Consider the following 14,015-nt stretch of genomic DNA (forward strand, 5'->3'; position numbering starts at 1 on the left):
TGGGTTGACCCCGGGGCAGCCTGTAGCAGGCTCTGGTGCGCGCTCATTCGGCAAGCCACGCACCAGCTACGCCTGAAGAGTTACCACTGGCCGCTTATGAGGCAGCCGACGATTTCCCAACCGCTGTATTCCCACCAGGAATATCGGCTATCGGAGCAGCTTCTGGCCAGGCTGGCCATCTGGATTTCGCCCGCTGCTTTTTGGGTTCCGAAAGGGGTGTCAGTAGAAGCTGTCACCTGATTGACGGTCTGCGGAGCCTTGATCGGGGTTGGATGTACGGAAGCGTTCGCGACAGTTGCGGTGAAAGCGATCGTCGCGGATACGGCCAGAGCAGTTATGGACTTTTTCATGTTCGAATCCTTTCAGTCATCTGACAAGCGGCTTATACCTGAGCCTGACCTGCCTTTATCAATAGCCTGAACAGATCGGGCGCGCGCATGGTGTGACGCCAGGAAAGCCTAGCACCGCGTTATTTCCCGCACAGTCGCTCAACGGCACTATTGACAAAGATATAAAAAACTGGGTTTTTTTTCAGATGGTGGCGGCTGGTGAAGTAATGAAGAGCTTGAGCACATGCTTCCGGGCTGGTCTTTAAAGCTTTAATGCCAGCTGTAGTAACCCGACGACAACCGGCCCATTTTCAGCTGTTACGTGCGTTCGGGAGGTGGAGCGATCCATCGTCGCCTATGGCGTGCAGCCACTCGTCGGCGCCTGTCTGTTTTGAACGGCGGGTCGGCAAATGACTGTCTAGTCTGAACTGCCGTGACGAGCAGTATTTTCCAGGCAATCAGGAGCTTGCCGGTACTGGTCGGTTGTTGGAGGGAGCTGGGTATGAGGAGTCTTGCTTATATTGAAGACAACGGGGATGAGTTCCCAATCAACAACTTGGTGCGTTGCGGTCAGGCTGCATTCGAAGCAGAGGTTGAATCTTCTGGCACAGTTGTCAGCAAGAGAAAGGCGGCGGTGCCTGTAGCCAGCAACAAGATGTTTTTCCCCAGGGCGTTGCCGAAGAGAAGGTAACGCAGGGTGCAGACAGCCTCGCTTTATGCGGGGCTTTTTATTGCCTGGAGGTTTTTCAGGGGAAAGGTTGGCGAGGACCCATTGTTCGCTAGGGAGCTTTTTGGGCTATTTATTAAGATGTTTTCTGTGTGTTTCGGAATTTTCTTATCTCAATTTGTTATAAGTAACGATATGTTCCTTATCCCGACTCAAACGGGGCTGCGCATCCAGCGATGATGCTTTTTATATGTAGCGTGATAAGGAAATAAACGTGAAAGCCATTTTCAAACTCCTCGCACTGTCCACTCTTGTTGCCACCGCTGCAGGTTGCACCAGCTACAACACCAGCCAGCCATCTTCGCCAATCGACAGTCAGGTCAAGGCTGACCTGAAGGCGGATGTAGTAGTGGGCGAAGCGATTTCCGGTCAGTCGTCGGTCAACATCCTGTTTGGTTTCCTGAAGTTCGGTGGCGATAGCCAGTTTGCCGACGGTGTGGCTTACGGTGGTGACGGCAGTGGTGCACTGGGCGGCCTGGGCTTTGATCCGGTTAGTGCGGTCAAGTCCGCCGCGGCTTTCAAGGCAGTCAAATCTTCGGGCGCTGACCTGATCGTTGCTCCGCGTTATGAAGTGAGTGAAGAAAACTACTTCGTCTTCAAGAAAGTCTCGGTCACGGTCAAAGGCAATAAAGGCAGCATCCGCAGCATTCGTTGAGTGCAACTGCGTTCGAGCCTCTGTGGCGGGGATCGGGGCGTTGCCCTGGTAACGTTCCAAGGCGTTGCCTGCCAGCGGCCCGGTCTGAACATTTTCGGTAAGGTGAGCTGAAGATGCCTCGGGATGGGTGAAGCTCAAGGTCTGTTGGTGTTGCTCCTACTGACAGGCTCTTTTCACATAATCTTCACATCTGCCTGAGTAGGCTCGAACCATCCGTTAAAAGCAGCATCCCTAGCCCGTTCCCCAGCGGGCTTTTTTTTGCGCGGGGATAAAACTCTTTTAAAATCAGCTGTCCAAGGCACCTGGGAGCAACCCGGGTGCGGCCGCGATAGCTCGAATTGGCCAGCGTGGCACTGGGCTTTCTTGTCAGTCCGACAGTCTTTCTTTGAGGTTCAAGTCATGCGTTTAACTCTACCTGCCCTGGTTGTGGGACTTCTGCTGGCTCAAGGCGCTATGGCCGGCGATGGCACTGCGGCCATTGGTGGCGGGCTTGGCGGCGCGTTGGGCAATGTGGTCGGGCAGAAGCTCGGTGGCAGTACCGGTGCGGCAATCGGCGCGGGTGTCGCCGGTGCGGCAGGCAGTGCGGCCGGGGCGCGCAAAGGCAGCCGGGCCAAGGCGGCCATCGGTGGTGGCCTGGGTTCGGCCGGTGGCTCGCTGATCGGTAATCGCCTGGGCGGTAGCACCGGCTCGACCGTCGGTGCCGGTATCGGCGGCGCGGCCGGTGGCGCCCTGGGTAGCAGCATGGGTCACAAGAAGCGTCACTGATTCTGCCTTGCCTGAAGAAAACCCGGCCCTGCGCCGGGTTTTTTGTGTGGCTTGCCCCAGGCTTCGCCATACTCAAGGCTCTGAGTCCCGATGTTCAAGGAGACGATCATGCCCCGCGAGACGCCAGGCCAGGCACAGCCCGCTTCCGACGAGCCGGAGGTGATCAACGACCCCGGGAATGAAGACCCCGGTTCATTGCAGGACGATGCACGCGTACCTCTGCAAGAGGCGCCGGAAGGCGACAAGAGCCCGCCTGGTGCAGCCGACTAAGATCCGCAGCAACCGCCGTCCAGCCCCCTCGGTTGCTCCCGACCCAAGCCCGCCGCTATGCTGCTGAATCCTTTAATTGATGAATTGCCAAGAAGAACTGGCCGTACCTGAGCCGCTCCCTGGAATGTACTTTTGCTAACGGATCAGATGCGATGAATGCACAGTTGAATGATTTGGGGCCGATCAAGGCCGTCATTTTCGACATGGACGGCTTGCTCCTGGACACCGAGGGCATCTACACCGAGATCACCCAGTTGATCGCCGAGCGTTATGGCCGCACCTACGATTGGACCATCAAGCAGAACATCATCGGCCGGGGAGCCGGCGACCTGGCGCGCTATGTGGTCCAGGCCCTGGACCTGCCCATCAGCGCCGAAGAGTTCCTGGTGATGCGCGAACCGTTGATGCGTGAGCGCTTTCCCCGCGCCCAGGCCATGCCCGGGGCCCAAGAGCTGGTGCGGCACTTGAAGGAACACCGGATCCCCATTGCCGTGGGCACCAGTTCGTCGCAGATGTCGTTCGGCGAGAAAACCACTCGCCATGGCGACTGGTTCGCGCTGTTCGACACCATCGTCACCGCCGACGATCCGGAAGTGACGGCGGCCAAGCCGGCGCCGGATATCTTCCTCACGGCTGCCCGTCGCCTGGGGGTGGCCCCGGCCGAGTGTCTGGTGTTCGAGGATTCGCCGTTTGGCGTGACCGCGGCCAGGGCCGCTGGCATGAGCGTGATCGCAGTGCCCGATCCGGCCATGGCCGATAGCAAGTTTGCCCATGCCCACGGGATCATCCGTTCCCTCAAAGGCTTTCAGCCGGCTGCCTGCGGCTTGCCCCACCTGCACTGGGACTGATGGCTGAGCGGTAGCAAACCGCTGTTTTAAAGGCACTGAAAAACGGGCCGCCGGTCACCGGCGGCCCGTTTTTTTGTGGGGTATCAGGCGCCGAAGCCACCGTCGATGGTCAGGCTGGCGCCGGTGATATAGCCCGCTTCGGCGCTGGCCAGGTAGGCGACGAAACCGGCGACTTCTTCGGCATGGCCATAGCGACGGATAGCCATCAGGTCCATCAGGCTCGCGGCGAAGTCACTGTCCGCCGGGTTCATGTCGGTGTCCACCGGGCCGGGCTGGACGTTGTTGATGGTGATGCCCCGCGGGCCAAGGTCCCGGGCCAGGCCCTTGGTCAGGCCCACCAGTGCGGCCTTGCTCATGGCGTAGGGGCCGCCACCGGCGAATGGCATGCGGTCGGCGTTGGTGCTGCCGATGTTGATGATGCGGCCACCTTCGCCCATGTGTCGTGCGGCTTCCTGGGTGGCGATGAATACGCTGCGCACGTTGATGGCCAGGGTCCGGTCGAAGTCCTCCAGCTTGAACTCGTCCAATGGCGCAATGGCCAGCACCCCGGCGTTGTTGACCAGGATATCGAGTCGGCCAAAGGCCTTGACGCTGTCGTTCACTGCGCGGCGGATGGCCTCGGCGTCGGCACTGTCGGCGTGGATCGCCAGGGCCTTGCCACCCTTGGCGATGATGCTGTCCTGCAGGGCCTGGGCCTTGCTCGCCGAACTGACGTAGGTAAAGGCGACGCTGGCGCCTTCTGCCGCCAAGCGCTCGACAATGGCTGCGCCAATGCCGCGGGAACCGCCTTGGATCAAGGCTACTTTGCCGCTGAGGTCATATGTGCTCATGTGCTTCTCCAGAGATTCAAGGCCGGGTGCCTTGTGTTTGGAGCGAGTATCTGCCGCTGATTAGCCTCTGTGTAGCCGGTAATTTCTATACTCTGTGTAAACCAGAAGTTTAGAGTGGCCTCTATGGAAGCCTTTAGCAGTATCGAATGTTTTGTCCGCAGCGCTGAAGTCGGCAGCTTTGCCGAGGCGGCGCGGCGGCTCGGCCTGACCCCGGCGGCGGTGGGCAAGAGCGTGGCCAAGCTGGAAACCCGGGTTGGTGTGCGCCTGTTCCAGCGCAGCACCCGGCGCTTGACCCTGACCGAGGCCGGCCGCCTGTTTCTCGCGGAAGTCGCCGACAGCCTGCAGACCATCCAGAACGCGGTCAGCACCCTGGCCGATGCCCAGGGGCGCCCGGCGGGGACGCTCAAGGTCAGCATGGGCACGGTGTTTGGCGGGCTGTACATAGTGCCGATGCTCGGCGCCTTTTTGCGCCGCTACCCGGATATTCATCCCGACTGGCATTTCGACAACCGCCAGGTGGACCTGATCGGCCAAGGTTTTGATGCGGCCATTGGCGGCGGTTTCGAATTGCCCCAGGGAGTGGTCGCCCGGCGGCTGTCGCCGGCTCACCGGGTGCTGGTGGCAAGCGCCGATTACCTGCGGGGGCGGGCACCGATCAACGGGCCCGAAGACCTGCGGCATTGCCGGGGGATTCTTATCCGCTCCCCCCAGACCGGGCGCATCCGCACCTGGCAGATGACCGGTCGGGGAGGGCTGATGTGCCCGCTGGAGCTCAAGGCCAGCATGACCATGAGCGATTCCGAAGCCGCCTGCATCGCCGCGGCCCAAGGGCTGGGCCTGGCCTTGGTGAGCATGCCGTTTGCCGTCAATTACCTGCGTTCCGGGGCCTTGCAGCGGGTGTTGCCGGACTGGTACGTGGACGATGGCTTTACCTCGATCTACTACGCCGAGCACAAGATGCTCCCGGGCAAGACGCGGGCCTTCGTCGACTTCGTCATTGAGCAGTTCGCCGAGCAAGGCCTGGCTCAGGCCTTCAGCGCCTTGTAGGAGCCGGCCTGGCGACGACTCTATGTACCGCCGGCCTCAGCGCCCCGCCCGCAAGGGCCAGCCCAGCACTCGCTTGGGCCGGGGCGTGGCATAGGTGCGTACCTTGGAGGTGGATAGCCCCAGACGCACCAGGGACTCGGCAATGGTCACTGCTGCCGTTACTCCGTCCACCACCGGCACCCCGGTGCGCTGGCGAATCTGTTCATCCAGGCCGGCCATGCCCCCGCAGCCCAGGCAGATGACTTCGGCCTTGTCCTCGGTCACCGCCCGTTCGGCCTGGCGCACGATGGCTTCCACGGCGCGCAGCGGGTCTTCCTCCAGCTCCAGTACCGCCAGGCCGCTGGCCCGCACCGAGGCGCAGCGGTCATAAAGGCCGGAGAGCTTGAGCCGGTCTTCGATCAGCGGCACGGTGCGGTCCAGGGTGGTGACCACCGAGTAGGCGTGGCCAAGGAACATGGCAGTGCTGGCGGCGGCGTCGGTGATGTCCACCACTGGCACGTTCAGCAGTTCCTGCAAGCCTTCGCGGCCGTGCTCGCCGTAGCCGGCCTGGATCACCGCGTCATAGGGCTGGTCGTAGGCCAGCACCCGGTCCATTACGGCGATGGCCGCCAGGTAGCTTTCGAAGTTGCCTTCCACCGATTCGGCGCCGAAGTAGGGAGTCAGGCCGATGATCTCGGTGCCCGGCGCTGCCACGCTTTGTGCCTGGTGGGCGATGGCCTGGGTGATGGAGTCGGTGGTGTTGACGTTGACCACGAGAATTCGCATGAGGGTTCCTTGCAGGTTGGGCAGTTCAGGCCCGGCGCGCCGGGCCGGGCAGGTTCAATGGCTGACGTTGTCCACGGCGATGCTTTCGCCGCTGACGTCCGCGTAGCCGGGCTGGCGCTTGGCGATGATCAGGTAGAGCATCCCGGCGATGCCGGCGCCGATCAGCCAGGAGAATGGCGAGACGCTGGCAAAACCCGGCACCAGGGCCAGCACGATGGCGATCAGCGCCGCGGGAATAAAGGCCGCCACTGCCCGCAGGTTGACCCCGCGGCTGTAGAAATAGGCGCCTTGCGGGTCTTCGCTATAGAGCTGCGGCACGTTGACCTGGGCTTTGCGCAGGATCCAGTAGTCCACCATGATCACCCCGTACAGCGGGCCGAGCAGGGCGCCCAGGCCGGAGAGGAAATACACGATCACCAGCGGGCTGTTGTACAGGTTCCACGGCAGGATCAGCACCGCCAGCGCCGCGCTGATCAGCCCGGCGCGGCGGAAGGTCAGGTACTTGGGCGCCAGGTTGCTGAGGACGAAGGCCGGGGCGACGAAGTTGGCCATGATGTTCACCGCCACGGTCACGATCAGAAAGGCCAGGCAGCCCAGGACCAGGAACAGTGTGTTGGGGATCGAGGCGATGATCTCCGTGGGGCTTTCGATGACCCGGCCATTGATCTGGAACTGCGCGCCGCACAGCAGCACGGTGATGGTGGCAAACACCAGGATGTTCACCGGCAGGCCCCAGAAGTTGCCGACCTTGATGGTCTTGCGGCACGGCGAGGAGCGGGCAAAGTCGCAGAAGTTGAGGATCAGGGTGCCGTAGATTGCCAGCCACAGGGCGCCGCCGGCGAAGATCTGCCGCCACATTTCGCTGCCGGTCAGAGGTTCGCGGATCGACCAGGCGATCTGCCCGTCGGCCTGGGTGTACATCCAGGCGGCCAGGCAGGCCACGGTCAGCAGGATGATCGGCCCGGCGAAGGCTTCGTAGCGCCGGATCATTTCCATGCCATAGGCGAGGATTGCCAGTTGCACCAGCCAGATCACCAGGAAGCAGGCCCAGCCCAGGGTCGAGAGGCCGAGGATCGAGTTGTGGTCGTAATCGGCGAAGCCCGGATGGATGGCCGTGAGCAGCACGCGAAACACCACCGAGGCCAGGTAGGTCTGGATGCCGAACCAGGCGATGGCGATCACCGCCCGGATGAGTGCCGGAATCTGCGCGCCATGGATGCCGAAGCTGATGCGGCTGATCACCGGGAACGGCACCCCGGTCTTCTGCCCCATGTAGCCGGACAGGTTCATGAAGAAATACACCAGCGCCGCGCCTATCCCCAGGGACAGCAGGATCTGCCAGCCGCCCAGGCCCAGGGCGTAGAGGCCGATGGCGAAGGAGTAGTTGGCGATGTTGTGCACATCGTTGGTCCACAAGGCGAAGATGCTGTAGCCACCCCAGCGCCGACCTTCGACCTTGGTCGGTGCCAGGTCGCGGTTGTGCAGGCGTGGGCTGAGCGCGATGGGGGCCGCATCGGCGACCGGTTGTTGGACGTTGTGCGAATGCAGCGAGGAGGGCAGATCCAGTGCGATGTTGTTGGAAGGGCTGGTACGCATTCCGGCATGCTCCTGACTCCGGCCCTGGATGACTGTGCTTGAGCGAGGGGGCTCGACAATCTTCGTCACAGGGGAGGAATCACTGGGTTCGGGGCATCTGCAGCTTGAGTCGTGGGTCAGGCGTGCGGACGGTTAGTGTATGTATGTTTTGGTTTTTTTGTATACAAAACATACATCCACTAAAGCCACTTCTGTGCCAATTTCACGACTATGAAATTGGCTGCTGATTTCGTTTTGTTATGGGTTATTCCTAACCTTCTGAAAAGACGAGATTAAAAATTGACCGTTTGAACAGGTATTTATTTTTCGCCAGGCACGGCTTGGCGCCCAATGGATATCGGCGCAGGAAAGGCTTGTAACCTTTTGGGGCGGGGAATCTTTGAAGTGCACACAAAAATGGCACCGACGGTGACATTCTTGTGTACAGGTTTTGCTGCGGGTTGGCTTTCAGTGCGGGCGTCCTTCAGGCGCGCCCGCAGGGAAGGGGGTCAGGCTTTGCTGATGATGTTGCCGGCGTGCAAGCCGCATTCTTTCTGGGTGGCTTCCTCCCACCACCAGCGGCCTTCGCGCTCGTGCTGGTTGGGCAGTACCGGGCGGGTGCAGGGCTCGCAGCCGATGCTGATGAAGCCGCGTTCATGCAGGCTGTTGTAGGGCAGTTCGAGCATGCGGATGTAACCCCAGATCTCCTCGCTGCTCATTTGTGCCAGTGGGTTGAACTTGTACAGGGTGCGCTCCGGCGTGGAGAAGGCTGTGTCGACTTCCAGCACTGCCACCTGGCTGCGGGTACCCGGGCTCTGATCACGGCGCTGGCCGGTGGCCCAGGCGCTGACGGTGGACAGCTTGCGCCGCAGCGGTTCGATCTTGCGGATACCGCAGCACTCGCCATGGCCGTCCTTATAGAAGCTGAACAGGCCCTTTTCCTTGACGAAGGGTTCGAGCTTGCTGTGGTCCGGCGAGATCAGCTCGATCTGGATCTTGTAGTGCTCACGCACCTGATCGATGAAACGGTAGGTTTCCGGGTGCAGGCGGCCGGTATCCAGGCTGAACACCTTGACGTTCTTGTTCAGCTTCCAGGCCATGTCCACCAGCACCACATCCTCGGCACCGCTGAAGGAAATCCACAGGTCATCGCCGAACTGGGCAAAGGCCAGTTTGAGAATGTCCTGGGCAGACTTGTTGGCATAGGTCGCGGCGAGTTCAGCGACGTCGAACGATGGGGTCATCAGGGCGGTTTCCTACAGGTCGGTGGCGCTGTGCGCTCTATAGGGGGGCGATCTTAACAAAATCCACACCGCCCTGGCGCGCTCCTCTGCGTTGCGCCTGTGCAGGCGAATCGCTAGAGTTCGGCAGTCCTTTTGCTCGCTCAATTTAAATAATCAGAACCAATGGGAGTGTCTTGTGGAAATTGCCTGTCTCGATCTGGAAGGTGTACTGGTCCCGGAAATCTGGATCGCCTTTGCCGAAAAAACCGGGATTGAATCCCTCAAGGCAACTACCCGGGATATTCCCGACTACGACGTGCTGATGAAACAGCGCCTGCGGATTCTCGACGAACACGGCCTGAAGCTTTCGGATATCCAGGAAGTGATCGCCACCCTCAAGCCACTGGACGGCGCGGTGGAATTCGTCAACTGGCTGCGCGAGCGCTTCCAGGTGGTGATCCTTTCCGACACCTTCTATGAATTTTCCCAGCCCCTGATGCGCCAGCTGGGCTTTCCGACCCTGCTTTGCCACCGCCTGATCACCGATGACGGCGGCCGGGTGACCGGCTATCAGTTGCGCCAGAAAGACCCCAAGCGCCAGTCGGTGCTGGCCTTCAAGAGCCTGTACTACCGGGTGATTGCGGCGGGGGATTCCTACAACGACACGACGATGCTCGGTGAGGCGGATGCCGGCATCCTGTTCCACGCCCCGGACAACGTGATCCGCGAGTTCCCGCAGTTCCCGGCGGTGCACAGCTTTGCCGAGCTGAAGCAGGAGTTCATCAAGGCTTCCAATCGTCCCCTGAGCCTGTAAACCGGTTCGCCGGCGAAGAGCCCCTTGGATTTTTCACAAATCCTGCCGACGCCTTCGCTGGCAAGCCAGCTCCTACGGGTGGGAGAACGACGCGCTCTTGTAGGAGCCGGCTTGCCGGCGAAGGGGCCCTAAAGCCCCTGCAGCGTTTCCAGCAACACCCGCACCTTGGTGATGGATTCCTGGTATTCCTCCTGCCAGTCGGAATCCGCGACTATTCCGCCGCCGCCCCAGCAACAGATCTGCCCATCCTTGGCCAGCAGGCTGCGGATGGCGATCGAACTGTCCATTTCTCCGCGCACGTCCAGGTACAGCAGCGAACCGCAGTACAGCGCACGCCGCGTGGGTTCCAGCTCATCGATGATCTGCATCGAGCGGATCTTCGGTGCTCCGGTGATCGAGCCGCCGGGAAAGCTGCCGGCGATCAGGTCCAGGGCGTCCTTGCCATCCGCCAGCTCGCCAGTGACGCTGCTCACCAGGTGGTGCACGTTGGGGTAGCTTTCCAGGCTGAACAGCTCCGGTACCCGTACCGAGCCTATGCGGCAGGTGCGCCCCAGGTCGTTGCGCAGCAGGTCGACGATCATCAGGTTTTCCGCCCGGTCCTTGGGGCTGGCCAGCAGCTCGGCGGCATTGGCCGCGTCTTGCGCGGCATCCCGGCCGCGGGGGCGTGTGCCTTTGATCGGGCGGGTTTCCACCCGGCCCTGGCTGACGTGGACGAAGCGCTCCGGCGACAGGCTCAGCACCGCACCGCCTTGCGGCAGCCGCTGGAAACCCGAGAACGGGGTCGGGCAGGCGGCGCGCAGGGCGCAATAGGCCGCCCAGGGATCCCCCTGGTACTGGCCGCGGAAGCGCTGGGCGAAGTTCACCTGGTAGCAGTCGCCGGCCTGAATGTAGTGCTGGATGCGCTGGAACGCCTGGCGGTAGTCCTCGGCGCTCAGATCAGCCAGCATGGCGCCGGTCAGCTTGAATGCCGGCTGCGACGCGGGCAGCGGCTGGCTGAACAGTTGAATCAGGCGCTGGCGCTCGGTGGCATCCAGGCTGGGGTGGAACACCAGCTGGCTGGTGCCTGCCTGGTGGTCGTTGATCAGCGCCCAGGCATACAGGCCAAAGCGTGCATCGGGCAGTTGCAGGTCATCCCGGGCCTGGCTTGGCAGGCGCTCCAGATGGCGGCCGAAGTCATAGCTGAGGTAGCCGATCAGGCCGCCGGCGAAGGGCAGTTCATAAGGCGCGGGTAGTTGCGCCGGGCCCAGTTGCCCCAGGTTGTCCCGCAGGCGCTGGAGAAAGCCCCTGCCGCTTTCTGCGGCGGCCACGGTCAACTGCGCCAGGGGCCAGGCGCTGAGCAGGTCATAGCGCCCGCGCTCGGCGCTGGGCCGGCCGCTGTCCAGCAGCACGGCGCCGGGGGCGTGCTCGATTGCCGCGAAATACTCGGCGGGGTTGGTGCGGTAGGGGAGCGGGTGTACGGAACAGGTCAACATGCGGGGCAAATCAGCCATCGGAGCGCGGTTGGCGATTGTATGCCTCTGCAGGAGTTGCTCCTAGAGGGGATGTCGGTGTTTGCCCGGTTCGTGGCGTATTCACCGACCTGTAGCTGCTGCCGCAGGCTGCGAAAAGGTCCGCAGGACCTTCCGTTCGCACCCTGCGGCAGGCGCTATCAGCCTTCCACGGCAGGGATATGGCCAAACAGTTCCTGGGCGAAGCGTACCCGCTCCTCGACGCTTTCCTCGATGCCCTGGGCCTTGAGCTCCTCAAGGTGGGCTTCGATGGCGTGGGTGCGCTGGGTCAGGCCGCAATCGTTGGCGATCTGGATGTTCAGCCCCGGCCGCGCGTTGAGTTCGAGAATCAGCGGGCCCTTGTCCTGGTCCAGCACCATGTCCACGCCGATGTAGCCCAGGCCGCAGAGTTCGTAGCAGCCGGCCGCCAGCTTCATGAAGCCGTCCCAGTAGGGCAGTTGCACGCCGTCCACCGCGTTGGTGGTGTCCGGGTGCTTGGCAATGATGTTGTTCAGCCAGGTACCGCGCAGGGTCAGGCCGGTGGCCAGGTCGACCCCGACGCCGATGGCGCCCTGGTGCAGGTTGGCCTTGCCCCCGGACTGGCGGGTCGGCAGGCGCAGCATGGCCATCACCGGGTAGCCCATGAGCACGATGATGCGGATGTCCGGCACGCCTTCATAGCTGATGCTCTTGAAGATCTGGTCCGGGGTCACCCGGTACTCGATCAGCGCCCGGTCGCGGTGGCCGCCCAGGGAGTACAGGCCGGTGAGGATGCTGGAGATATGGTGCTCGATCTCTTCGTGGCTGATGATCTTGCCGGACACCGTGCGATAGCGGCCCTCGAAGCGGTCGGCGATCACAATGATCCCGTCACCTCCGGCGCCCTGGGCCGGCTTGATCACGAAGTCGTTGCGCCCTTTGAGGATCTCGCCGAGCTTGTCGATTTCCTTCTCGGTGGAGATCACCCCGTACAGTTCCGGCACATGGATACCGGCCTTGATCGCCCGTTCCTTGGTGATGATCTTGTCATCGACGATGGGGTACAGGCTGCGCTTGTTGTACTTGAGCACGTAGTCGGCATTACGCCGGTTGATACCCATGATTCCCCGCGCTTCCAGGGCTTTCCAGGTCTTCCACAGGCCGAACATCAGGAGTCGGCCTTGACGAAGGCTTTGAAACGCACCAGCTCCGTCAGGCGGTAGCCGCGGTAGCGACCCATCGCCAGCATGAAGCCCACCAGGATCAGCAGCATCGCCGGGAAGGTAAAGACGAAGTAGGTGAGTTCCGGCACGCTCATGATCAGGTGCGCCAGGGAGGCGGCGAACAGGGTGCCGATGGCGACTTTCATCGCATGGCCGCCGCCGCGCTCTTCCCAGGTAATGGACAGGCGTTCGATGGTCATGGTCAGGATCACCATCGGGAACAGTGCCACCGATAGGCCGCGTTCCAGGCCCAGCTTGTGGCTGAACAGGCTGATGGCGGCGATCAGCACCACGACAAAGGTCAGCACCACCGAAAGCCGCGGCAGCATCTGCAGCTTCAAGTGTTCGAGGTAGGAGCGTAAGGACAGGCCCAGCGCGGTAATCACCGTGAACAGCACGATGCCGAAGCCCAACTGGGTCTCGCGGAAGGCCAGGGCGATCAGCACCGGGGTGAAGGTGCCGAGGGTCTGCAGGCCGATCAGGTTGCGCAGCACCAGGATCACCAGCACGCCGATGGGGATCATCACCATGATCATGAAGGTCTGCTGGGTCTGCAGCGGCAGGCCGTACAGCGAGTATTCGAGGAAGTTGGCGTCGGTGTTCTCGTCGGTCAGCTTGGCCAGGCGAATGGCGTTCATTTCGCTGTTGTTGAGGCTGAAGGTGACGTTGGCTTTCTTGCCGCCATCGACGGTGATCAGGTTGTCGTCGCCGGTCCACCACAGCAGGCGGTCGCTGGGCATGCCCTGCTCACCGGTTTCCGGGTTGAAGTACAGCCAGTCGGTGCCGTTGAAGCTGCGCAGCCAGAGCTCCGGGGTCTGCGGCTGGTCGGCCACCAGGCGGATGGTGTGGACCTTTTCCACCGGCACGTGGGCGATGGACAGCAGCAGCTCGACAATCTTCGCCTTGTTGGTGCTGGACGGATCGCCGGCCAGCAGCAGCTTGGCGTTGTCGTCATTGGCGTTGTTGACCCGCTTGATGGCTTCGCTGATGAAGGTCTCGACGTCCGCCGAATGCTGGCGGATCGGCGCCAGCAGGGCGTCGGCGGCGATCTTTTCCGGGCCTTCCACGGCCATGCTGTCACGGAAGGTCGGGCCCTTGACCTTGGCTTTCTCGGCGCTGTAGCGCTTGGTCAGCACCAGGCGGTAGTACAGGGTCTGGTTGCCCTTGGCCCGGCGCGCCGACCAGGTGACCTTGCGGTTGCCGTCGACGCGGTTCACCGCCACCCCGTAGTTGTTGGAAATGAAGCTCTCGTTGAGGCTCACGTAATCGCGGCTCAGGGGCGGCACGAACATCTGGATCTTGATCGGGTCCTTGCCGTTGGCGACGAACTCGACCTTGGCATCAATGTTCCACAGATCGTCGGTAGCGTCTTCGGTCACCGGAATGCCGAGCACGAAGATCTGATAGGCCGTGATCGAAATGCCCAGCACCACCAGGATGGCGATCAGGACTTTCAGATGAAGGGTAAGAGAGCGCAT

The 14,015-nt window shown here is 61.9% G+C and carries 14 protein-coding genes; 6 read left to right on the top strand and 8 right to left on the bottom strand.

Annotated features, from left to right (window positions below):
* Window positions 1-80: 80 nt before the first annotated feature.
* Entirely contained in the window at window positions 81-350 is a 270-nt protein-coding gene (locus tag BM382_RS24510; protein WP_019093267.1) for a hypothetical protein, read from the bottom strand.
* Between the two features lie 920 nt (window positions 351-1,270).
* Here BM382_RS24510 and BM382_RS24525 point away from each other — a divergent pair.
* The 4 genes from BM382_RS24525 to BM382_RS24540 all read left to right on the top strand — a co-directional run bounded on the left by BM382_RS24525 (window position 1,271) and on the right by BM382_RS24540 (window position 3,594).
* Entirely contained in the window at window positions 1,271-1,711 is a 441-nt protein-coding gene (locus BM382_RS24525; RefSeq protein WP_011060167.1) for a hypothetical protein, read from the top strand.
* Between the two features lie 399 nt (window positions 1,712-2,110).
* On the top strand, window positions 2,111-2,476 hold the full coding sequence (locus BM382_RS24530; protein WP_015634733.1) for a glycine zipper domain-containing protein: 366 nt from the start codon (window positions 2,111-2,113) through the stop codon (window positions 2,474-2,476).
* A 90-nt stretch (window positions 2,477-2,566) separates the two neighbouring features.
* On the top strand, window positions 2,567-2,746 hold the full coding sequence (locus tag BM382_RS24535) for a hypothetical protein (RefSeq protein WP_019095883.1): 180 nt from the start codon (window positions 2,567-2,569) through the stop codon (window positions 2,744-2,746).
* A 152-nt stretch (window positions 2,747-2,898) separates the two neighbouring features.
* Complete coding sequence (locus BM382_RS24540; RefSeq protein WP_011060169.1) at window positions 2,899-3,594, top strand: HAD-IA family hydrolase; 696 nt, start codon at window positions 2,899-2,901, stop codon at window positions 3,592-3,594.
* 83 nt (window positions 3,595-3,677) lie between these two features.
* Here the strand turns inward: BM382_RS24540 and BM382_RS24545 are convergent, their stop codons facing one another.
* Window positions 3,678-4,424 carry a 3-oxoacyl-ACP reductase family protein gene (locus BM382_RS24545; RefSeq protein WP_011060170.1) on the bottom strand — a complete coding sequence of 249 codons (747 nt, stop codon included), beginning with the start codon at window positions 4,422-4,424 and terminating at the stop codon, window positions 3,678-3,680.
* 123 nt (window positions 4,425-4,547) lie between these two features.
* Between BM382_RS24545 and BM382_RS24550 the strand changes: the two genes are divergently transcribed.
* The gene (locus BM382_RS24550) at window positions 4,548-5,471 is read left to right on the top strand and encodes a LysR family transcriptional regulator (protein ID WP_011060171.1); all 924 of its coding nucleotides are present in this window, start codon (window positions 4,548-4,550) and stop codon (window positions 5,469-5,471) included.
* A gap of 36 nt (window positions 5,472-5,507) precedes the next feature.
* Here the strand turns inward: BM382_RS24550 and BM382_RS24555 are convergent, their stop codons facing one another.
* From BM382_RS24555 to BM382_RS24565, 3 genes are all read right to left on the bottom strand, one after another.
* Window positions 5,508-6,236, bottom strand: a complete 729-nt coding sequence (locus BM382_RS24555; protein ID WP_019093271.1) for an aspartate/glutamate racemase family protein — start codon at window positions 6,234-6,236, stop codon at window positions 5,508-5,510.
* Window positions 6,237-6,290: 54 nt separating this feature from the next.
* Entirely contained in the window at window positions 6,291-7,832 is a 1,542-nt protein-coding gene (locus tag BM382_RS24560; RefSeq protein ID WP_019093272.1) for an NCS1 family nucleobase:cation symporter-1, read from the bottom strand.
* 488 nt (window positions 7,833-8,320) lie between these two features.
* The gene (locus BM382_RS24565) at window positions 8,321-9,055 is read right to left on the bottom strand and encodes a phosphoadenylyl-sulfate reductase (RefSeq protein ID WP_011060174.1); all 735 of its coding nucleotides are present in this window, start codon (window positions 9,053-9,055) and stop codon (window positions 8,321-8,323) included.
* 175 nt (window positions 9,056-9,230) lie between these two features.
* Between BM382_RS24565 and thrH the strand changes: the two genes are divergently transcribed.
* On the top strand, window positions 9,231-9,848 hold the full coding sequence (thrH, locus tag BM382_RS24570; protein ID WP_011060175.1) for a bifunctional phosphoserine phosphatase/homoserine phosphotransferase ThrH: 618 nt from the start codon (window positions 9,231-9,233) through the stop codon (window positions 9,846-9,848).
* 128 nt (window positions 9,849-9,976) lie between these two features.
* Here thrH and pabB read toward each other — a convergent pair whose 3' ends face one another.
* The 3 genes from pabB to BM382_RS24585 all read right to left on the bottom strand — a co-directional run bounded on the left by pabB (window position 9,977) and on the right by BM382_RS24585 (window position 14,015).
* Window positions 9,977-11,320, bottom strand: coding sequence for an aminodeoxychorismate synthase component I (gene pabB / locus BM382_RS24575; RefSeq protein WP_072444167.1), 1,344 nt, complete (start codon window positions 11,318-11,320; stop codon window positions 9,977-9,979).
* A 176-nt stretch (window positions 11,321-11,496) separates the two neighbouring features.
* The gene (locus tag BM382_RS24580) at window positions 11,497-12,483 is read right to left on the bottom strand and encodes an alpha-L-glutamate ligase-like protein (protein ID WP_019093273.1); all 987 of its coding nucleotides are present in this window, start codon (window positions 12,481-12,483) and stop codon (window positions 11,497-11,499) included.
* Window positions 12,483-14,015 carry an osmotic stress tolerance membrane protein RloB gene (locus BM382_RS24585; RefSeq protein ID WP_011060178.1) on the bottom strand — a complete coding sequence of 511 codons (1,533 nt, stop codon included), beginning with the start codon at window positions 14,013-14,015 and terminating at the stop codon, window positions 12,483-12,485. The genes BM382_RS24580 and BM382_RS24585 overlap by 1 nt, the downstream gene beginning before the upstream one ends.

The sequence above is a fragment of the Pseudomonas sp. NFPP25 genome (genome assembly GCF_900116505.1).
Lineage (GTDB): Bacteria > Pseudomonadota > Gammaproteobacteria > Pseudomonadales > Pseudomonadaceae > Aquipseudomonas > Aquipseudomonas protegens.